Origin of the sequence: Dysgonomonas sp. Marseille-Q5470, from assembly GCF_951230145.1 — a bacterium.
Classification (GTDB): Bacteria; Bacteroidota; Bacteroidia; order Bacteroidales; family Dysgonomonadaceae; genus Dysgonomonas.
Map to the genome: position 1 here is coordinate 95,326 of NZ_CATNVE010000010.1, position 22,371 is coordinate 117,696.

At 35.1% G+C, this 22,371-nt stretch carries 20 protein-coding genes; 1 reads left to right on the top strand and 19 read right to left on the bottom strand.

Features of this window, described 5'->3' with window-relative positions:
- Positions 1 to 23 precede the first annotated feature (23 nt).
- Positions 24 to 3,125, bottom strand: coding sequence for an efflux RND transporter permease subunit (locus tag QOX35_RS14345; RefSeq protein ID WP_283687502.1), 3,102 nt, complete (start codon positions 3,123 to 3,125; stop codon positions 24 to 26).
- A 9-nt stretch (positions 3,126 to 3,134) separates the two neighbouring features.
- Positions 3,135 to 4,187, bottom strand: coding sequence for an efflux RND transporter periplasmic adaptor subunit (locus tag QOX35_RS14350; protein ID WP_283687503.1), 1,053 nt, complete (start codon positions 4,185 to 4,187; stop codon positions 3,135 to 3,137).
- 169 nt (positions 4,188 to 4,356) lie between these two features.
- Here QOX35_RS14350 and QOX35_RS14355 point away from each other — a divergent pair, with 169 nt between their 5' ends.
- Positions 4,357 to 5,235: a helix-turn-helix domain-containing protein gene (locus QOX35_RS14355; RefSeq protein WP_283687504.1), complete on the top strand. Its 879-nt coding sequence runs from the start codon at positions 4,357 to 4,359 to the stop codon at positions 5,233 to 5,235.
- Positions 5,236 to 5,469: 234 nt separating this feature from the next.
- On the opposite strand, the gene QOX35_RS14360 is transcribed toward QOX35_RS14355, so the two are convergent.
- The 17 genes from QOX35_RS14360 to QOX35_RS14440 form a co-directional block, all read right to left on the bottom strand.
- Positions 5,470 to 5,676, bottom strand: a complete 207-nt coding sequence (locus QOX35_RS14360) for a hypothetical protein (RefSeq protein WP_283687505.1) — start codon at positions 5,674 to 5,676, stop codon at positions 5,470 to 5,472.
- Between the two features lie 99 nt (positions 5,677 to 5,775).
- Positions 5,776 to 6,651, bottom strand: coding sequence for a hypothetical protein (locus QOX35_RS14365; protein ID WP_135105986.1), 876 nt, complete (start codon positions 6,649 to 6,651; stop codon positions 5,776 to 5,778).
- Between the two features lie 2 nt (positions 6,652 to 6,653).
- On the bottom strand, positions 6,654 to 7,700 hold the full coding sequence (locus QOX35_RS14370) for a Gfo/Idh/MocA family protein (RefSeq protein ID WP_283687506.1): 1,047 nt from the start codon (positions 7,698 to 7,700) through the stop codon (positions 6,654 to 6,656).
- A 28-nt stretch (positions 7,701 to 7,728) separates the two neighbouring features.
- On the bottom strand, positions 7,729 to 8,688 hold the full coding sequence (locus tag QOX35_RS14375; protein ID WP_283687507.1) for a WaaS/CpsH family glycosyltransferase: 960 nt from the start codon (positions 8,686 to 8,688) through the stop codon (positions 7,729 to 7,731).
- A gap of 5 nt (positions 8,689 to 8,693) precedes the next feature.
- Complete coding sequence (locus QOX35_RS14380) at positions 8,694 to 9,647, bottom strand: WaaS/CpsH family glycosyltransferase (protein ID WP_283687508.1); 954 nt, start codon at positions 9,645 to 9,647, stop codon at positions 8,694 to 8,696.
- Positions 9,644 to 10,903, bottom strand: a complete 1,260-nt coding sequence (locus QOX35_RS14385; protein ID WP_283687509.1) for a lipopolysaccharide biosynthesis protein — start codon at positions 10,901 to 10,903, stop codon at positions 9,644 to 9,646. Before QOX35_RS14385 ends, QOX35_RS14380 begins: the two co-directional genes overlap by 4 nt.
- Before the next feature lie 44 nt (positions 10,904 to 10,947).
- Positions 10,948 to 11,913 (bottom strand): WaaS/CpsH family glycosyltransferase, encoded by a 966-nt coding sequence (locus QOX35_RS14390; protein WP_283687510.1) that lies wholly within the window; start codon positions 11,911 to 11,913, stop codon positions 10,948 to 10,950.
- Positions 11,914 to 11,918: 5 nt separating this feature from the next.
- Positions 11,919 to 13,142, bottom strand: a complete 1,224-nt coding sequence (locus QOX35_RS14395) for an O-antigen ligase family protein (protein WP_283687511.1) — start codon at positions 13,140 to 13,142, stop codon at positions 11,919 to 11,921.
- A 2-nt stretch (positions 13,143 to 13,144) separates the two neighbouring features.
- Positions 13,145 to 13,978 (bottom strand): NAD-dependent epimerase/dehydratase family protein, encoded by an 834-nt coding sequence (locus tag QOX35_RS14400; protein ID WP_283687512.1) that lies wholly within the window; start codon positions 13,976 to 13,978, stop codon positions 13,145 to 13,147.
- 62 nt (positions 13,979 to 14,040) lie between these two features.
- Complete coding sequence (locus QOX35_RS14405) at positions 14,041 to 14,628, bottom strand: acyltransferase (RefSeq protein ID WP_283687513.1); 588 nt, start codon at positions 14,626 to 14,628, stop codon at positions 14,041 to 14,043.
- 7 nt (positions 14,629 to 14,635) lie between these two features.
- Positions 14,636 to 15,259 (bottom strand): acyltransferase, encoded by a 624-nt coding sequence (locus QOX35_RS14410; protein ID WP_283687514.1) that lies wholly within the window; start codon positions 15,257 to 15,259, stop codon positions 14,636 to 14,638.
- Between the two features lie 33 nt (positions 15,260 to 15,292).
- Positions 15,293 to 16,357 carry a dTDP-glucose 4,6-dehydratase gene (gene rfbB / locus QOX35_RS14415; protein WP_283687515.1) on the bottom strand — a complete coding sequence of 355 codons (1,065 nt, stop codon included), beginning with the start codon at positions 16,355 to 16,357 and terminating at the stop codon, positions 15,293 to 15,295.
- Between the two features lie 54 nt (positions 16,358 to 16,411).
- Positions 16,412 to 17,005 (bottom strand): dTDP-4-dehydrorhamnose 3,5-epimerase, encoded by a 594-nt coding sequence (gene rfbC, locus QOX35_RS14420; RefSeq protein WP_414647322.1) that lies wholly within the window; start codon positions 17,003 to 17,005, stop codon positions 16,412 to 16,414.
- 3 nt (positions 17,006 to 17,008) lie between these two features.
- A complete protein-coding gene (gene rfbA, locus QOX35_RS14425) occupies positions 17,009 to 17,893 on the bottom strand; it encodes a glucose-1-phosphate thymidylyltransferase RfbA (RefSeq protein WP_283687516.1) in 885 nt (294 codons plus the stop codon).
- 54 nt (positions 17,894 to 17,947) lie between these two features.
- Positions 17,948 to 20,362 (bottom strand): GumC family protein, encoded by a 2,415-nt coding sequence (locus QOX35_RS14430; RefSeq protein WP_283687517.1) that lies wholly within the window; start codon positions 20,360 to 20,362, stop codon positions 17,948 to 17,950.
- Between the two features lie 19 nt (positions 20,363 to 20,381).
- The gene (locus tag QOX35_RS14435) at positions 20,382 to 21,182 is read right to left on the bottom strand and encodes a polysaccharide biosynthesis/export family protein (protein WP_283687518.1); all 801 of its coding nucleotides are present in this window, start codon (positions 21,180 to 21,182) and stop codon (positions 20,382 to 20,384) included.
- Positions 21,179 to 22,336, bottom strand: coding sequence for an MraY family glycosyltransferase (locus tag QOX35_RS14440; RefSeq protein ID WP_135105958.1), 1,158 nt, complete (start codon positions 22,334 to 22,336; stop codon positions 21,179 to 21,181). The genes QOX35_RS14435 and QOX35_RS14440 overlap by 4 nt, the downstream gene beginning before the upstream one ends.
- Positions 22,337 to 22,371: the final 35 nt, after the last annotated feature.

The following is a 22,371-nucleotide window of genomic DNA, read 5'->3' on the forward strand; positions in this document are numbered from 1 at the left end:
TACTATTGTTATATATTTTTTGATCATAATTGTTCGGTTTCGTCTTTAGATATATTTTTATCTTCATGCTTATAGATTAGCCAATAAGCAAGGGGTAATAATGTAAGGATGAATATCATGGAGAAAATAGTTCCAAAACTGATAACTGTTCCCATCGGACACCAAAGCGGGCTCTTACTTATGATCATAGGAATAACTCCCATAGATGCGGCAGCTGATGTAAGGAATATAGGGCGCATCCGTCGTTTTCCGGCCTCCAATGATGCTTCAAATACTGTTTTACCGTGTTTATGCCTTAACTCTTCGGTGTAATCGTACATAATAATTCCATTACGAACGATAATACCAATTAGGCTCACAATTCCCAACACAGCCGTTATACTAAAGTCCACATTCATCACCTTTAAACCAATAGCCGCGCCAAAAATGCTCAAAGAGGTAGAAGCCAAAACGAGTGTAGCTAAACTTATCTTTTTGAAGTGAAACACAAGTATGAAAAAGATGATAACGATTGAGATAGAAAGAGCTTTAATCAGTTTTGGCATTGTCTCGCCATCAGATTCCTTCACTCCTCCATATGAAATAGAAACACCTTTAGGTAACGATTTCGCAGCCACTGCATTCACAATCTCCTCTACCTTTGGTTGAACCAGTCCCGATCTTTCGCCTCTCTTTAGATCAACGAAAACGGATAGGGTGCGTACTCCGTTCCTTCGGTTGATTTGACCTTCAGTCCAGTTTGCTGAAACATCAGCTATCTGGCGTAAAGGGACACTTGGTGATAATAAACCTGCAACATACTCATTCGATACATCCTCGGCCACAGGATCTTTATTCTCCCATTTGGATTTCAATACAACAGGCAATGAATAATCATTTTCCCAGATATTAGTGATTGGTGTTCCCCCGAAACGGGAAGCCAAACCTAACGCCAAAGTTCCTTCATTTACGCCCAACCGATTGGATTCTACAGGGTCTAGTGTTATCTTTATACCGGGCAATGGCTCCTCATAATTTGTATAAATTCTGATCGGTTCATCCAGTTTCTTTAATTTAGTCATTAAAGTGTCTGCCACTTTCTTCAGATCAGCTATATTCTCTCCCGATATACGAACGTCAATGTCAGCATCTACTGATTCGTACTCTAATTGTTTGAATTTTACAAAGGCATTCGGATAATGATAGGCATATTGAGTGGAATACTTATCCAACAACAATTCTGTATCTTCATTCGATGTTGTATTTACAATAAACTGAGCAAAATTAGGTCCTCCCACTTTAGGAGCATAAGCTGTCTGAAAACGAGGAGATCCCGTTCCGATAAAAGACGTTACAGAAACAACAGTCTTCTCCTTCCTCAAAACCTTTTCAAGATCCTGAGCTATCACTTCTGTCTGTTCCAGAGAGCTGCCGTTCGGTAAATATATTTCAACTGCAAACTGGTTCCTTTCAGCTATAGGCATGAGCTTCTGTGGAACATTGGCAAACATGTAAATACCCGATATGATAGAAATGATACCTATCGTAAGAGATATCTTCGGGTATTGAAATACTTTTTCCAATAGCCAATTATATCCGTTTTGTAATTTATCTAAGAATGTTTCTTTCTGCTTCTTACCGGGCTGATGTAATCCATTGCGTATAAAGAAATATTGTAGGAATGGTATAAGAAGAACAGCCACAGCCAAAGATACACCCAACGTAATAAGTACAGTCCAAGGGAAGAGCTTTACAAAGTCGAGAAACTGTCCTGTAAGCATCACCAAGAATGGAAAGAAAGTTAGACTGATTGCCAGTGTTGCCGAGATGATTGCTTTAGCATATTCTTTGGCACTTTCTATCGATGCCTGCCAACGAGGAATACCATGATCCAATTTTTCAAGATAGCTGTCTACAACTACGATCGAATTATCTACAATCATACCCAATACCACGATTAGGGCAGCCAATGTCACCGTATTAAGCTCCATGCCAAAAGCAAGCATCAGCCCTAAAGAGATAAAGATAGATATAGGAATGGAAGATGCCGCAACGCCGGCAACCCGTAAGGGTAATAATATCATTGTTACGAGTATAACAGCTACAATAGCAATCATTAACTCTTTTAGGAAAGTTGTGATAGAATGAGCCACAACTTGAGGTTGATCGGCTACACGATAGATATGAATATCACTAGGAATATCATTCTGGAATTGTTCGAGAACCTTTTCGACATCTTTTCCATATTGAATAACGTTATAGCCTTCACGCATTTCAGTAGATAAAACGAGACACTTTTTGCCATTGTTGGTAGTATAGCTGTTAGGCTTAGGATATTCCCGAACAACTTTCGCTATATTCTTCAATCGAATATGATTTTCCTGAGCATCTGAATAGATGATTTGTTCTTCCAAATCCTTCTCAGATTGATAGGGTCTCTCGATATGTATTGGCACATCCATATCACGATTATCAATCTTACCTGCAGTAGTAATAAATCCCTTCGTGATGAGCGTCTGATACAGGTTCAATATATTAATACCATATGCTGCCAGTTTTTCTTTTTCAACATATATACTTATCTGTTCATTTTGTTCACCATAACGACGCAGATTGGAAACAGATTCTATAGTTCGTAAACGGTCTTCGAGATTTTCTAAATATGTTTCCAATTGTCGATAAGTTTTGGTCTCCGATTCAAGCGTTATTAGTAATGCCGAAGTATCTCCAAAATCATCATTAGCAATAAGAGCCAAAACTCCTGAAGGTAACTGCATTTTGAAAAACATCAATCCATGTTTTATTTTTGACCATACCTCGTCCTTGTTATTTACATCATCATTCAGCTCGACATATACATAGACAATTCCATCTTTGGAATGTGAATATGTCTTCGATTTCTTTACTTCCTTGTATGTAAACAAGAAATTCTCTAGAGGTTTAGCCAATTGCTCTTCTACTTCGGCAGAAGTGGCTCCGGGGTACACTCCCACTACAACTCCCTGACGGATTGTAAATACAGGAAATTCCTGTTTGGGCATCACATTGAGAGCATAAATTCCAAATAAACTTAACACTATTACAATGAGCAATATAATTTTATTATACTTCATTGCCCAGCCGATAATACCAGATTCTGATTTCATATCTTCTTCTTATTTAGCTATTTCGACTGTTACACCCGGACTTACATTCTGATAGCCTTCAATGATTAGGTTATCCCCATCTTGCAGTCCCTCCTCTATTACAACTCCATTACCTATCAGTTTACCTTGAGTAATTTCTCTATATACGGCCTTATTTTGGTCGTCTTTTAACCAAACAAATTGTTTACCGGAAAAGTCTACTTGTATGGCTTTTAACGGAACTATAATATTCTTTTGACCTGAAACTTCTGATGGATTTATTAGATAAGCTTTGCACACCATTCCCGGCATAATCTGTGAGTTGGGATTATTTACCTGTACCTTGATATCGTAGGTATGTGATAACGGATTTGCAGATACTCCTTTCTCCTGAATCTTGCCTTCAAACTCAGCATCATTCAACGCAGATATTTTTATCCGTGAAGATTCACCAATCTTTATTGCTGAAATTTCGTTCTCTGGAATAGCTATTTTTATTTTCACTGAATTTATAGTTACCAAATTATAAATTGGAGTACCAGGAGCGACATTTGCTCCTGCTTCTTGATAGCGTTGACTTACTACACCAGATATGGGAGCATACAAATTACAGTCTTGTAAATTCTTACGGGTAATTTGCTCATTAGCTTGCGCCTGCTCTAACTGAGTCTTCGCCTCTATATATTTTATTTCCGGAAGGCTGTTATTCTTATAGAGAATAGACAAGCGATTATATGCATCTTGTGCCTGATTAAGGGTCGATTTTGCTGCATTGTGCATACTTTCAATAGAACTTGTATTCAATCGGGCTAACAATTGTCCTTTTCGAACATTTTGTCCTTCCTGTACATATACTTGTTCAATATTTCCATTTACTTGAAAACTAACATCAACCGCATTCTCACCTTCTACAGTTCCTATATACTCTTGTTGGTATATATCATCACTATACTTTATTGTTTGTATTTTTACCGGAACAGGTCTTGAATTGGCTTCTTCACTCTTTTTTGCGGAACAGGAAACCATTCCTAAAAATAGAAGACACAATACCGATCTACTAAAAAATAATTTCAATTTATCCATAACTTTCATTAAAAGTAATTTTACAACTATTCATTTCTGTCGCAAAGATCTCTTTATAATATGGTTCTGTCTAAATCAATACTACGCCAAAAATGTTCAAAACTTCGTTTTTTATGCAGTTTTCAACATTTATTTATATTTTTAGGGCCAAAATGAAACATATAAGATCATGAATAAGGAAAATTATGCTAAAATATCGCTGGATGACTTTAAAGATCAAACCTCAAATCACGGAATAAAGAACTTTGTTATATCCGATGATGGTGCTAATATTGATGATTATGCTTTTGATTTCAGATATCCGCAAATTATGGAAGGAATAGCTTTTGCTATTTGTGTGAAAGGTACCGGACGAATCAAAATTAACTTACGCGAGTACAAAATTGAGCCTTGTACTATTATTGTTGTTCTGCCTAATTATATTTTAGAATTGATAGAGCAAAGTGAAGATTTAGTTGTAGAGTTCTTATTATTTTCTTTTGACTTTATTTCCGATATCAAGTTAATTATAGATATTGATATTCCTAAAAAAATAGATCAGATGGCTTGTTTAAAGATAAGTGAAGAAGAAACGAATGATTTATTGGAATTGCATGCCTTTATTGTAAAGCGTTACAAAAGAACAAATTTTCTTTACAAAGAAGAAATTGCACGAAGTTTATTGCAGACATTAATTTATGAAGTTTTGCAGCTATACCAGGACAAGAAGATTGACTATAAGGTATTGACACGCAAAGAAAAATACTTACAAACTTTCATCAGCTTGTTATTTGAATATCATATGAAAGAACGTAGTGTTCGTTTCTATGCAGATAAAATGTTTATTACGCCCAAATATTTATCTCAAATAGTGAAGGATGCTAGTGGTATACATATCCAACAATGGATAGACGATATGGTTATTATGGCAATTAAAGCATTACTAAAGAGCTCAAATATGACTATCTTACAGATATCGGAGGAGATGAATTTTCCAAATTCTTCCTTTTTTGGCACCTACTTTAAAAAGAGAACTGGCCTGACACCTTTACAATATAAGAAGAATTAAGATTTTCAATAAAATATATCGAACGTTATATAGATAATCCTTAAAATAAAAAAACCGCCCTACTTATCACAAGCAAGACGGCTAGAATAATTTAAATTCAAATTTGCGTAAGAAAATATAGTCGAACTTCTGTATTTCTTTGATTGGAGACTATTTTGATTCTACACGAGATCTGATTAATTATTTAATTGATCGGTTATATATAAATGTATAATAATGGAATAGACATATATTTTAGACTATTTTAATATACATAGGAGCACCAAAAGAGGTTCTTTCCAAAATTTTGATTTCCCCATTCAGTTCCATTTTAGTTATCAAGCTGTATACCCTCAATTTTTCTGCTCCTGAATATGCTATTATATCAACAACAGAAGCCTCATTACCGCACCTCTCAAGATAATCCAGAATCTTGAGGCGGTCTAAATTTGCATAATTCATATTTCAGTGTAATTCTTGCTTATTTCGTTTTTAATGGTAAGCAATTTCTATTCAGACAAACAGAGATTAAACAGTAAACTAATGATAATCAAAACAATTCTACTTTATTAAACTCACAGTTTCTCTGATATTTCTTTCTGAAGAAGCACCAAAAACAACGGATTGTATATTCAGAGCATTAATAAATTCATAAGCTTCAGGGGCACTAATTGCTCCGGAAGCAAGTGTACTCATTGCCATAAGTTGATATTTTGAAGAATCATTATTTCGAATTGTATCAACATACGCTTCTACCGAAGGGGACATAAGGTAACCTATCTTATTAATAGAACTGCATATAACAACCTCCTCTATTCCCCACTCAGATAGTTTTTGCTTCAAATAAGGCATATTTTGAGTAATAAGCCCCGGAATCAATTTATATTTCTTACGAACATAGTCGCAATATGCTTCAAATATATCTTTTGTTCCATATCCAAGAAGAAGATCTGTTATGATGTTTTGCAGGAATAACACTTTAACATTTAATCCCTTAAACATTTTTACTTCGGCATCTATCAACATCTGCATCATCTTTATAGGGTCTTTTCCTAATACTGCCATTCCTCCTTTGGCAATCATAGACAATGCTCCTACTGCTGAGTTATTAGAAAATATTACTTCATTGATTGCAGGAAATATCCCTTTTTCTGCAACCAGATTTGCATATTTGTGTGGATAAGGAATTGAAGGATACCATACGATATCATTATATTTTGATTTATTCTGACGAAAATATTCGCATATATCTTTTGCGCGATCATTACTATTAAGCATAACAGCTCCAATGCCATTTTTGAAAGCAAGATCATATACTTTGTAGATATTCTTTATGTCATGAAATTTTTCGGAAAGTTGTTGAGCTTTCTCTTGTGACATGTGATTAATCCCGAAAAACTGATTATCCCCAAAGATGACTTTATCTATTCTTTCCATATTTAATCTTGTTTATTTTTATTATCATAGTCATTGAACATGTCGTGCACCAAACGTTGCGTATTATATCCGTCTTCAAATGTACATTGGGTAGCTCCAACAATCTTACCATCTAAAACACTGTCAGCAAAATGATATAATTGTCTAGTAAATTCATTTCCTCGAACGTAGAAAGGAACAGGTTTAAAGATGTCTGTGATGTATATAGTATTCCAACCTTTTCTATAATCATGATCTGAGACAGGTTCATTTAAAAATATCTTCATTTCGTACTGGTCTACCAGTAATTTTCCATTTGTACCAAATATTTCAATTTTGTTACTAGGTTTTCTATAACTCGAATCACTCCAATTCACGTATAATGTCCCAACACACCCATTATCGTATGCTAAAGTACTTGAAACCATATCCTCCACATGCTTCGAATATATTTGGTTCATGCTGGTACCAATAACTTTATTTGGAACGCCTATTATATAATTAATAAGGTCTAACACGTGGACAGCCATTTCATAAACAGCCCCGCCACCACTCTCTCTTTTACCACGCCAGCTCTCACCTGTTTCGGGTTTTGAAATAGTGCAACTGAACATTTCCGATTTAAACCTTACAATATCACCGAGTAAGCCTTCTTTTACATATTCTCGCGCTGTTGTGAACATATCATTAAAGCGGTTTACATACCCAACTTGATTAATTAAGCCTTTTTTGTTGAACATTTCTTGTAGTTCATTAGCCTCTTCGGTGGAAAGAGTAAAGGGTTTTTCGCAAAAAACATTAATTCCCTTCTCACAAGCATATTTACATATTGCATAGTGATAATTAGGTGGGGTACAGACGATAATAGCATCCGGCATTGTTTTATCAATCAACCCCTTGTAGTCTGTAAATACTTGAAGCGATGGTATGTATTTTTTCAATAAGTCCAATGTAATTTTTGAAGTATCGGAAACTGATACAATATTTACATTAGGGTGTGAATTGATAATAGAGAAATGGGTAATACCCATTCGCCCCATTCCGATAATAGATAATTTTATTTCTTTCATTGTGAATTTATTAAAAACACAGAATTATTTATTGGATTATTTCTTTTACGAAATCTATAATATTCCGCCTACGAGGTATTACATCTGAAGGCAACATCTGCTTGTATTTTTCGATTATTTCATTATTGACTACAGACGAGTTATCGCATACGATTGTATTCTCTTGGTTGAAATATCCGCTTTTAAATATATTCCTGTTATTCGTTATTATTTTTGTTCCACAGCTCACAGCCTCAAAGCATCTCATAGTAATACCACTTTGTTTGGGATGAGCAAAATCAAGCGTGTACTTTGATTTATATAATACATCTACATATTGGTCATACGACAATGTTTTAAGATGTATATATCGTCGTAGTTTAATGTACGTAAACGGATGTCTGATAAAATTCAGAGCCATTGTTACATAATTACTTTCATGTAGATATACGTATGAATTCTCGGGCTGGAACAGATGTAATATTTTATTGGTATATGACAAGCGTTCGGAATGTATCTTTTGTATTACAGATATATCATATACTCTTTCTACATTTTTCTCCTGCTTTTCTATTGCAGAAAACAATTCTATTATTTTGACATCATAGCTCTTTGCATCATGATAATCAAACGTATAAAAATTATCGACCAAGCGATACCAAGAGAGTGATAAAGGATGAAAGGCAAAAGAATCGAAATTATAACCAACTATACATGAACACTTTTTATATATTTCATCTATCAGTTTTTTATCTATTCCGTATCCTTTCAAAATGATACAGATATCATATCTTTCGTCTTGAAGGAAGTGGCGAGTTATATGATTGTATGTTTTTCTATATAACGTTTTAGTTATGCCTATTTTCCACAGAACTTTTGTGAATAAATTATCCGGATAACGATCATTGCAAATTCTCACATCATAACCACATTCGTTCAATCCGGATATTATCTGATTGCCCATCGAATAAAAACTCAATGGCATGATGAGTAAACACCTCTTTTTCATTTTATTTATATTGTTAGTAAGGTGCTGATAAAGGATTGTATAGAAAATTCATCGAAACGAACGTCCCTATCTTTTATAGGTTCTTGTATAAATTCTTTGATACCATCGAAGTTCAATTCGTCAAAAACAAAGAAGCGGTTGGAAGAATAAAATGACTCACCAATAGCACGCTTGTTATTCGTAATGATCTTTTTCCCTGCGCACATATTTTCGATGAATCTCATTGTGTATCCAGACTGTTTATGATTGGCAAAGTCGAATGTCGCTATTGAATATTGTAGTAAATGAATAAAATGAGATCGAGAAATGCTTCTTAGCTTAAGTCCTCTAGGGATAAAACCTTTAATCAATAATTGAATTATTACAACAGGTGTACACTTAATATACTTCTTGAAGCGAATATCGTTTTCTTTACAATATCTTTCGAATGCCTGAATAGCCCTATACCGGTCTGGTTTAACCAAATTTCCTACCATATATACATCAGTATCCGGCTCTACAATAGGGAGATTCTGAAAGTCTCTTACACAAAACAACGGTAGATAGTTCAGTCCATAGTTTTCAGCATCTGTCGGATCGAAGGTGTAAACCTTATCAAAATACGGAATGTAAGGAACATAATTTACAAGAGGCGACAAAGCATCCCATGTGTATAATATAAATTTCGACTCGGGATGATCATCTTTAAGTTCTAAGAAGTTAGACATAGAGATCGTGTGTACTTGCAAAAAAATAATATAATCATATTTTTCTTTTTTTTCCTGTCTTATCATTAGAGAATGATACCGATCAAGTTTGTCTATGTATGACGAAGGCGAGAGCGTACGAAGAATCTTGTCTTTTGTTTTACGTAATTCTACAGGATAGAAAGTAACCGTATGCCCTTGAAACTCCATCTCATCTGTAAGTGCCTTTATGTAATTATGATAAGGTAGCCCGATGAAAAGTATTTTGCTCATAATTTATTTTTAAATTTTTGACGATGTAAATAGATATAAGTTCCACCGAAAAGAGTTGGTAAAAAATATGAGATATTCTTTATGTAAACCATAACCGTCAAGTCGAAAAGCTTCATAGAACCTGTTATAGCGATTATTGCTATAGCAGAAAATACTCCTACAAGTCCAGATATTAGCAATGGAGTGAAGTTTTTCCATGCATTTAAAGTAGCAGATACCGAGTAGTATAATAATTGTGACATTAAACCCGGAATCAAAAAAAACACATAGTGAGTATTGCCCGAGTGACTTGGAAATAATATATCTACCAATGGTTGAAGTGCAGTAAGTACGGCAAGAACTACACATATACCATATCCCATCAGGACTAATGTATAATTACGTACATGCCGCCTGAATTCTGCCATTAATCCATTTTCATATGAATAAATGATATTGGGAAGGAAAAGGTAATTAATGGACGTTGGGACTAAAACAAATAAAGAAGAGAATATAAAAACAAGATAAAAATTACCTAATTCTTCCACATTCAGTATATATGCTATAGACCAACGTTCGATCTGAATATTGACAATTGTAAATATTCCAATCATAAATGGGACAAATCCTAACGATAGAATATATTTAATTTCCTTTCTGTCAAAACATATTTTATCCGGTCTTAAGCTTTTATGCATTAATAATGCCAGGACAACAAAAACTATAGGTTGCATCATAATACTAATGATACCTCCCATAATGCCATAAAGATAGACAAGAGGAATTAAGGCTATAGATATAATACCTGAGATGAGATTTCTGATATTAATATCTTTAATCATCTTTTTCACCGTCATAGTATTTGTCAGCCAAGTAGATATCAAAGAAAATAGGCCTGCAATGAACGTTAAAATCAGATACCGGGGGCTGATCAGTAATTCAATATCTAATACGCTTAATATAATCCATATAAGCAATAAGGCTAATGCAATGACACCAAAAAGGCTAAAAAGAATATTATTAACCTTCGTTTGATCACTGGTCTTCTTATAAGCAAAAACCCTATATCCACCGTTTAGGAACCCAAACTGTAAGAGTCCAATAAACATTATACATGTTTGAATGAGGCTGATTATACCCAGTTCTCTCATATCCATAACACGCATAAATACCATAGAACGGATAAAGTTGATGGCAGAAGTAAATAAATTTATTAGAATAAATAAGGAACTTGAACTAAATATAATCCGCTTTATTGCTTTGATATTTATTGACATTTTGATCTAAATAGGTGCTTTTAGTTTCAGTATAATTAAACAAATCATTCCGAAACAAGCTTTTTTATAAAAGAGCTTAAGTAAAATTCTTCAAATCTGGCAGACGGATCAGATAATGGTGTCCTCAGAAATTCTTTTACACCATTAAAATCTAAATCATCGTAAACAAAAAATCTGTCAGGAGAGTAAAAAGACTCATTTAAAACATTCCGATTGTTCGTGATGATTTTCTTTCCGGCACACAAATTCTCCATCACTCTCATCGTGTAGCCATCTTGTACGTGGTTTGCAAAATCAAATACGGTTGATGAGCGTTGCATCATGTCGATAAATGTATTATTGCTAATTGATGATGTATGAAGATACTTGAGAGACTTCCCTTGCAGCAAAACTTTTATATTTTTACGTAGCGTTCCTTTTAGATACCAGTTGAAACTGATTTGTTCTTTTTTGCTATATTCTTCAAATTGCTTAATCGCATCATACCGTCTGAAATTAGCTAAGTTCCCGACCATATATACATTATTCCATTCGACTTCGTTTTGCTTTAGATTCTGAAACTTCCGTACGCAAAAGAGTGGTAAATAGTTTATGCCATATTGTATCGCATCTTGTCTATCGAAAGTGTATGCTTTATCAAAACAGCCCAAGTAATCAGATATATTGATCCCCTTTCTTATATATCCATTGGCTGCATCCCATAAATACAATATAAATTTTGCCTGCGGATGATCATTTCTTAAGTTTTGTAAGCAATCGAAAGAGAAAAATGGTAATAACAAAAATACAATGTCATATTTATTGTCTTTTTCTTTTACAACAATTTCCTGATGTCTCGAATGCTGCACTTCCTTATCCCATTTCTTAGAAATCAGATTTCTTAGTTTCGTAGCCGGAGAAAATGATACAACATTATAAAATGTGACATCATATCCGGATAACTGAAACTCTTCTATCATTTCTCGCGTATATATTTGATAGTCCCAACCGATGAACAATAGTTTTTTCATAACAATTAATTATTTATTGTCTTTGCATCCAGTCCCGAATAAACGAAAAGTAAAAAAAACGGAGTCATAGCCAAAGGCTCAGAGCTTAGAGATAAAATCAGTAGAATTGCCATTAACCAGCGATTCTTGTATAAGATATTCTGTCTTATTAATGCCCATAAGTACCACAAAGAAAACGGGATTCCCCATATGTACATTAGACTTATTATGCCATTTGTTGTTCCGCTATCTTTCGTTTTTGAACCACTCAATTTACCTTGCCAAGCAATCTTACTTCTCATTTGCTTAAATCGATCGGTATTCGCACCAATCCCAATCACAGGATTCTCGGCTGCAATGCTCAATCCGGCAATTACATCGGCCTGACGAACAAAAAAAGATCCAGACTGAGCTCCGGCGACTTTTTCTTCAACATTTACAGACACAATATTATTCCACACAAAAAAAAGCGCAATGATAGTTGTACAAAGGATAGATACAGAACTGTACAGATTTCGTTCTTTATAAAAGAAGCGAGCCGAAATATATCCCAGAATGATAATGGCGATAAGATATCCTGTAGTAGATTTTGTCAAATAGATAGCCAATAATGTTGCTACAATCCACAATTTCTGTCTGAAATAGAAGATCTGGATTAATAAAAAGATATTAAGATATATTTGAAAAATTCCGGGTTCCCAGAAAAAGCCATAAAGCCTCGAAGATAAACCTTGGATATCCAGTCCTTTATAAAATAGAAAAGCGATATGACTTACTGACCTTTTATCCCCATAACTATCTATAAATGTATACTTTGAAAAAAGATCAGGGGTAAAAGTATAAAGTAAAAAAGAAATCAATCCCAAAACGATGAAAATCTTTAATAAAATAGTAACATCGTTAATCAATGCATTTATTCCTTCATACTTATAATAAGTATAGACAAACAGACCTGCAATAACGCTAGATAATGCGGCTAATGCGGCACTATCAAGATCCCCCCCCAGTATAGTTTGTGATACTATTATTACAAGAAATGTTGTTATGAATAGCCATAATTTTGAGGAAACATATTTTAATGTTATACCATTATTCAATCTGTAAATTTTCAGACCATATCCGGCTATTATCAACAAACATATAGGATTTCGAGGGAACAAATGGTTACCGCCACTGATCATCATCACTAAAAATAACAGGATGATTCCAAACCAATCTCTTCTCTCTATAACAAGTGGACTAGAAGTCATATTTATTTATTAGATAATATCATTCTGATTTTGGTATCGTTGCCATAAACACATGGAGAATCATAGTCTCTATCGGGAAACACACCATATTCTAGACTGATATCCAAGTTGTTTTCTTTAAGAAAGGCTTCCACGCGCTCGCCTAAACTCATAGGTTTGCCTGAACAGCAATTAATTATACCTGAAATATCTTTCTGTGTAATTACAGCTGAAATCTGTAATGCTAACTCTTCAATTTCGATAAAATCATATTTGTTTTTACCCGATGTAAAAGGAAATCTTTTCTTTCCTTCGAGGACGGCTGTTCTGATTTTAGCGAATATAGAATTACTTTTCAAATCATCGCCAACAATATAGTATGCCCTGATCCATTGCAAGATACAGTCATGAGATTTGGCATATAATTGTATGCTACGGCGTAAAGCATCTTTTGCTATTCCATACGGCGATATTGGATAACAAGGTGTGTCCTCTTCAATAGCACCTTCATAATAACCCACTTCATGCATCGTACCCATTACAGCAAGTTGCTTCAATCCACCATCAATCAACGAACACATAAATTTGTAATGGTTTGACACATCTCCCATATGATTAGATGAATTATGTACAAACCCATCGCGCCATGCCATATGTAAACAAACGTCGGGGCTTCCAAGCTCCTCATAAGCATTAAGATATGAACCTGATAAAATATTATATTCTAGCAAAGTGGCACGCTTGTCCACTTCTGTCAATCGAACATCGCAAGCCGTAACTTCATGTCCTTGATCCAATAATTTGCACACGACGTGACGACCAATGTAACCATTGGCTCCGGTAACTAAGATTTTCATATTAAAACGATTTTGTGATTCTAGGAATATTATATGTGTAGAAAGACAGAGAAGAAAGTATTTTAAATAAAATTACCGTCTCTGTCCGTTTTTTCCCAATTCTGAGTATTGGGGTTATAACGTTTTACGATGCGGGCAGGATTACCTACAACAACGCAATAGTCTGGAATATCCTGTTTAACAAATGAATATGCACCGATGATACAGTTTTTCCCAATTGTGCAGCTTATAATACACACATTACGACCAATCCAGGTTCCGCTACCGATAACAACCTCTCCTGTATATTCTACTTCTTGATCGCGAATAAACCTGTTTATATCATTATATGCATGGGTATTATCTGAAATATACACATTCTCAGCAGCTACAACTCCATCTTCGAGAATAATACTTTGTAGAGCATATATCTCGGAAAATCGACCAATTCGAACCTTATCTTTAATAACAAGTTTTGAATCAGACCGATTTGAAGATACTGCAAGCCACACCTTATCTCCTATCCATAAATTGCTACCGAGATGTATGTGCTGAGGATTCCAAACTTGAGGATCAAAGATGAAAACGTTTTTCCCAAATTGCGCGAAATTATGTTTATTAAGCAAGATGAATATCTTACATCTTAACTTTCGTAATTTTTCGTGTAACATAATATCTTCAGATAAAATTTCCGCTTTTATCGGTCTTTGTCCATTTTTCGGTCTCGGTATTGTAGCGTTTTACTATATAAGCAGGATTACCTACAACGACTGAATAATCAGGAATATTCATTCTGCTAACAAATGCTCCGGCAGCAATAATACTGTGTTTACCTATGGTTGAACCAATAATACAAACATTCCTTCCAATCCAACAGTATTCTCCTATCTCAACAGGATTTACAAGTTTGATCTCCTGTTTGATAAATGGGGTATTTATATCATCATAGGTATGAGTGTTATCAGAAATGTATACATTGTCTGCAACTCGAACCCCTTTGTGCAATATGATAGAAGTGTGTGCAAATATCTCTGACAAACGCCCGATTTTGACTTCATCTTTAAGTACCAAATGAGGATTTTTAGCCTTTGAATGAGATTCTTTTATGACTCCTAACCAAACAAAAGACTCGATAGAACATCTCTGATTGATATAAATACGAGCCGGATTCATAACCCGAGGTTTAGTTATAGTTGTACCTTTACCTAGCGATCCGAAAAAAGGTCGCCAAATAGTTCTATATATAAAACTATTAATCTTTATAATTCCAAAATGATATATATCAAATAAATTCGTTGTCATAAATATGTTGAGTTGTAAATATGTATTTGAATTTTATTTTTCATTATACATGCTTTCGTAATATTTTTGATATTCTCCGGAAGTGACGTTATCCATCCATTCCTTATTATCAAGATACCAACGCACTGTAATCTCTATGCCTTCTTCAAATTGCAGACTAGGCTCCCACCCGAGCTCGCGCTTGAGCTTACTTGAATCAATAGCATAACGTAAATCATGTCCTTTACGATCGGTTACGTATGTAATCAGATCCAGAGAATGATCTTCGGCATTACCCAATAAACGATCGACAGTCTTAATAATAACCTTGATTATATCTATATTTTTCCACTCATTAAAACCTCCTATATTATAGGTTTCAGCATTTTTTCCATGATGGAATATAACATCAATAGCACGGGCATGATCCACAACATAGAGCCAGTCACGTACATTTTCGCCTTTTCCGTATACAGGTAGTGGCTTCCGGTGAATAATATTATTGATAAATAAAGGAATTAACTTCTCCGGAAATTGATAAGGACCGTAATTGTTAGAGCAGTTTGTTACTATTACGGGCATGCCATAAGTATCGTGAAATGCACGGACAAAATGATCGCTACTAGCTTTGGATGCTGAATATGGACTATGAGGATCATACTTGGTCTCTTCTGTAAACAGTGTATCGTCAAACATCAGAGCACCATATACTTCGTCGGTAGAGATATGATAAAACTGCTTACCCTCATAACCTTCGGGCAATGTTTCCCAATATAATTTTGCCGCTTGCAGGAAGGTAAGAGTACCCATCACATTAGTACGAGCAAAAGTAAATGGATCTTTGATTGAGCGATCAACATGACTTTCAGCAGCCAAATGAATAATACCATCTACGTTATATTGCTTTAATAGCTGCATAACGAAATCGAAGTTGCAAATATCTCCTTTTATGAACGTATAGTTGGATTTATCTTCTATATCCTTGAGGTTAGACAAATTGCCGGCATAGGTCAGGTTATCGAGATTGATAATATGGTATTCGGGATATTTGTTCACAAACAGACGAACAACGTGTGAACCTATAAAACCAGCCCCTCCGGTAATTATAATATTTTTCATTTTTATAATCAATTGATTGTTTGTTAAAATAATATACTATCAGGATAGGTATATTTATATACTTACGGATGTCTCGGTATAGTAATCGATGTTGTAATCAAATAGTTCAGTTGCATCCTTGAGAAATGGGTGCCGAGTATCCTTTTCAGAAAGAATTATATCTTCAGGAGCTACAATCCAATCGATACCAATCTCCGGGTCATTCCATGCAATAGCCCCCTCCGATTGCGGTGAATAAGAATTATCACATTTATACTGAAATACAGCTTCATTGCTGAGTACGACAAAACCATGAGCAAAACCACGAGGAATAAATAGCTGACGGTGGTTCTCACCCGATAGTTTCACAGCAACATGTTTACCAAATGTAGGCGAATTGCGGCGTATATCTACCGCCACATCCAATACTTCTCCTTCGATGACACGTACCAACTTACTCTGTGCAAAGGGTGGTTTTTGAAAATGCAATCCCCTTAAAACTCCGTAACACGATTTAGACTCATTGTCCTGCACAAAACGCACTGTGCGAATGGATGTATTAAATTCAGTCTGATTGTAGCTTTCAAAAAAGTATCCCCTGTCATCTCCGAATATCTTCGGTTCTAGGATCACTACATCTTTTATTTGAGTTGTTATAATATTCACCATTGCTTATTGTTCTATTTCTTCTATCATTTTCAGTAGATATTGCCCGTATTGATTTTTGATCATTGGTACAGCCAGAGTACACATCTGTTCTTGGTTAATCCATCCTTTTTGCAAAGCAATACTCTCAAGGCAAGCAATCTTCAAGCCTTGTCGTTTTTCTATAACCTCAACGAAAATAGATGCTTCGGCTAATGAATCGTGAGTACCGGTATCGAACCAAGCAAAACCACGCCCCAGAGTCTTTACTTTAAGGCTTTTATCTTGAAGGAACTTTTGATTAACAGTCGTGATTTCCAACTCTCCACGAGCAGATGGCTTAATATTTTTTGCGACGTCTACCACCTTGTTTGGATAAAAGTAGAGTCCTACAACCGCATAATTAGATTTAGGCTTCTGAGGTTTTTCTTCAATAGAGAGACAATTACCCTCTGAATCAAATTCGGCAACACCGTATCGTTCCGGATCATCAACCCGATATCCAAATACTGTAGCAATACCTTCATCCTCTGCGTCTCGTACTGCTTCCTTGAGTGATGCGGAGAAACCTGTTCCATGAAAAATATTATCTCCCAGTACCAGACAAGCTGCATCATTTCCGATAAATTCTTCGCCGATAATAAAGGCTTGTGCGAGACCGTCAGGTGAAGGCTGTTCTGCATATTCAAAATGCACACCATAATCTGCCCCATCGCCCAATAAGCGTTTAAATCCGGGTAAATCGACAGGGGTTGATATGATTAATATTTCTCGTATTCCGGCAAGCATCAATACCGATATGGGATAATAAATCATGGGCTTATCATAAATGGGAAGGAGTTGTTTGCTTACACCCTTCGTTATCGGATATAATCTTGTACCCGAGCCACCAGCCAATACTATTCCTTTCATCTTAAAGTTTTTTTTATTAATTTTCTATTATGTGTATATATATAAGTCAGATCGTTATTTATTTCTTTTCTTTGTTTGATTATTGGATCCGTAATAACCATATTGATAGCCATAACGATAGCCATATTTATGGTATCCGATACCACTGGTCGTACCATTCAGGATCAAAGCCATATTCTTGAAACGTTCTTCCTTATAGATGTTATTCAAATCGGAGAGCATGCTTCGTTCTAACAATCCTGCACGAACAACAAAAAGAGTTCTATCTGCAAGCCTTTCAATAATTTGGGTATCTGCTACAATATCTATTGGTGGACAGTCAATAAATATATAATCATATTTACTACGCATATCGTTTATCAATGTTTCTAAACGTTCGTCAAATAGTAATTCTGTAGGATTCGGAGGAATGGTGCCCACCGGTAAAATACTAAGATTTGTATATTTCTCGTCGACAATAATTGTATCATATATATTATCGATTTGTTTCCCCAGATAGTCACTCAAACCCTGCTTCGGTGAATTAACAAAAGAGGAAGTAGAAGCATAGCGCAAATCACCATCTATAACCAATACTTTTTTACCTTTTATAGCCAAACTGATAGCCATGTTTATTGTCAGGAATGTCTTACCACTCCCGGGATTAAACGATGTCAAGATAATTACATTCAAATTATCTTTCTTAGCTGTCATAAACTCAAGGTTGGTACGTAAAACACGAAATGCTTCATTGATGACATCTTTATTTTCTTCTTTTACAACCACTTTACTCTCTTCAGGTTGTTTTTTCCAGAATCGCCAGCCACGTTTCTGTGGATAGAAAAGAGGAATTTCTCCGATAAAAGGCAAGATCAGATTATCCAAATCTTTCCGTCCCCGTATTGTAGAATTCGTATTCTCTCGAATAAATATTATCACTACCGGAATAAGGAGACCTAATACAAAGGCAACCAATAATATATTTCTTTTCTGTGGTGCTATCGAGTTCAAATTACCATAAGGAGAGGTTATCATACGTGTATTGTATGCAATAAAGGCCTGAGATAATTCATTTTCTTCGCGTTTCTGTAATAAAAATAAATAAAGAGCTTCTTTTACTTTCTGTTGTCGTCCTACAGAAAGCAAATATTTTGCTTGATCAGGGTTGGCTGCTATTTGAGCTGTTGTTTCTTGTTCGTTGCTCTGTAAATTCTTTGTTTGAGTATTTAAGGTTACAATCAGATTATCTATCGATGAAACAATTGCTTTACGCATAGATTGAAGAGACTGATCTAAATCCACGACTAAAGGATTCTGTTCGCTGCTATTAGAGACCAAATTGTTCCGCTGCAATTGAATGGTATTGTATTCCGTTATTTGATTTTCAACGCTAGCACTCTCGATACCTGAATTTGCAGGAATCAATTGGTTGTTATTTGTAGAAGTCATCAAATGGTTGCGCATATAGCGAGCCATTGATAATCGTGTATTTAAATCCAACATAAGATTACTTGTCTCCCTCGATTGTGCCATATACATGCTGGAGGCGGTTTCTACGTCCGGCACCAAATTTTGTCTTTTGTAAGAAGAGATATCTTCATCCACATCACCCAATTCGCGTTCAATTCCACTCAAACGATCAGTGATAAAGAGGCTGGTACTAACTGTTATAAGGTTCCTGTCTTTCACCCAATTTTCTTTATAAACGGATATTAATGTATTCAATACATCTTCAGCCCGTTGTGTGGAAACATCTTTATACGACAGATCGATAACAGTTGCTTTTTCCTCGCTTAAAGATGCTGTCAGATTCTGTTTGAATAAATCCGTAGCACTATATAAGTTAGTACGGGAAATATATATCAGAGGCATCTCATTTTTAGTGTAATACGAAGTTGGGACTACTATTATTTTCCCTAATGGGGTGTCGATCGTATCATTAAACTTGCCTTTGATTACGTTGTTAGCAATATCCTTATTATCAGATGTAAAGTCAGAGCACTCAAATGTCCCATCAGCCAACAATTTTATAACAAGCTCTGCAGATTCATTATCTGCCAAATCGGCAAAAGAAACTGTGATTGGAAGATCTGGACCGTATAAGACTTTTTTGTAAAAGGAATCTTTAATCTGATAGTTTACATCCAAATGCAACCGCTTTACTGTTTCCAGAATAATAGAGGGTGACTGTATAGCGATCAACTCATTATTTACGTTAGTATTGGGTTGAGACAACCCAAAGTCAGCAAACATAGAAGCTACATCACTCGATATGGATTGACTTTTCGAGTCTTCTTTGATAAGTATAGACGCTGAACGAATATATATTGGAGGAGTTGTTAATATATAAAAAGTTGCAATACTAATTGTTATAAAAAGAGATATTACAAACCAACGCCACCTGAAAAGGCATAAGTATAATAAATCTTGTAGACGAATAAGATCTTCCGTCTGTTTCTGCTCTGTTTTATTATGTTGAACTGAAGTCATTTATGTTTATGTTTTCTTTTTATTTAACAATAAGTACAGTGAGTGTAGTTATTAAAGAGGCCACTGACAGCCAAAAAGAAGTGGATATGACATTGTTGCCATTAACGGTTGACTGACGTGCTCGTGTTTTATTAGGTTCCACATAAACTACGTCATTTTGTTGCAGATAATAGACAGGTGAGGCATACATATCATGTCCCGAATTTAGATTCACTTTATAAGGAACCTGCTTACCTGCCGTCTGCCGTAAAACGAGAACATTTTCACGTTTTCCATAAATTGTTAGATCTCCAGCCATTCCCAGGGCATCGAGTAAAGTTATTTTATCTCGTTCTATGTTATACCGTCCTGGAGTACTTACCTCTCCTAAAACTGAAATAGAAAGGTTGGTAAACTCTACAGTCACAACCGGATCTTTGATCAGGTTATTTGATAACAGCTGATTTTTTATATAACTTGCAATCTCTTCTCGAGTCATTCCATCAACATGTATTTTGCCTAATACCGGAAAATCGATTTCGCCCGATGAGCTTACTGTATAACTTGATATTTGCTGATTTTGATTCAGTGATGGGCTTTGCGACTGTCCTACACGATGTGCCACGATAGGCAAGTTAAATAGTTCTGCTAATTGGGAGTCCTTGCTACTTATCACTATTGATATCTTATCATCTGTCTTTATTGTTATTTTTATCGGGTTCAGTATTTCCCCCGGTACACCTTGCTGTAAGTCTTGAAAGTAGCTAATATTTTGTGTTGATCCACAAGAATTTAAGATGATGGAAGCCATCAACACAAATAAGAAATGTTTTATTCTCATAATTTATAAATGGATTGTTTTTTGAGATTATTGTCTGTTTCGACTATAGAGAGCTTTAGTTCGTGCCTTTTTATTTTGAATGCCAGCCACATATTACCCAGCATCCATAAAATGATGTTGATAATCAAAAGTAGGCTTACGTCAACATATTGCGATAGGATGATATTATACAAAGTAAATATTAACGATACTGAAATTATAATTATCATTGCTGCTCGCTGACAGATTCCTGCCGCCAGAAGCTTATGATGTATATGACTTTTGTCTGGCATAAAAGGATGCTTTTTCATACGTATGCGACTTATAAAAACTCGCATTACATCAAAGCAGGGAATTATTAAAGGAGCAAATGCCAATACAGCAGGATTGAACGAAGCTGTAATATCTACGGGTTGATTTAATATCTTTATACTAAGAATACATAAAATGATTCCTATTGTCAAGCTACCAGTATCTCCCATGAATATTTTCTTCCCATGATTAACATTGCCAAAGACGTTGTAATAAAAAAATGGAATGAGAGCTCCCAATGCAGCAAAAGCCAGCATCGCAAAAAGCCACTGTTCGAGGTAGATATAAATTAGTCCGTAAAAGAGCAAAGCTGCTCCACTCAGTCCGGAAGCCAGACCGTCAATACCATCAATAAGATTGATTGAGTTGATAACAAATACAATGACTAAAATAGTTAAAGGATATCCTATCCATTCTGACAATCCGTAAATGCCACATATACCATACAAATTATTTATCCATACTCCTCCGGCAATTAATATAACGCCACATAATATCTGAATAATAAATTTAGTACGATAACGAACACCGATCAAGTCATCCGCAATTCCGACTAAATAGAGTATTGTGCTGGCGCAGAAGCCAAACAGTAATTCAGGCACGTTACTCCCTTCTTGCTTAAGAATATCCGGTTCCCCTAAAATAAAATCAAGACCAAGCAATAAAGAAATAGAAAAGAAGATAGCAGGATTGAAAGCTAGGCCTCCAAGCCTGGGGATCATTCCATGATGAATTTTTCTCTCATCCGGTAGGTCAAACAACTTTTTTCGAAAAGCAATAAGCAGAATATTTGGAATTAGTATCCATGCAAAGAACATGCAAAGAAAGAAAACCAAACCGATATTTATAATCCAGTAATACATTCTATGAAAATTAAAATTAGATTAGTTAATTATTC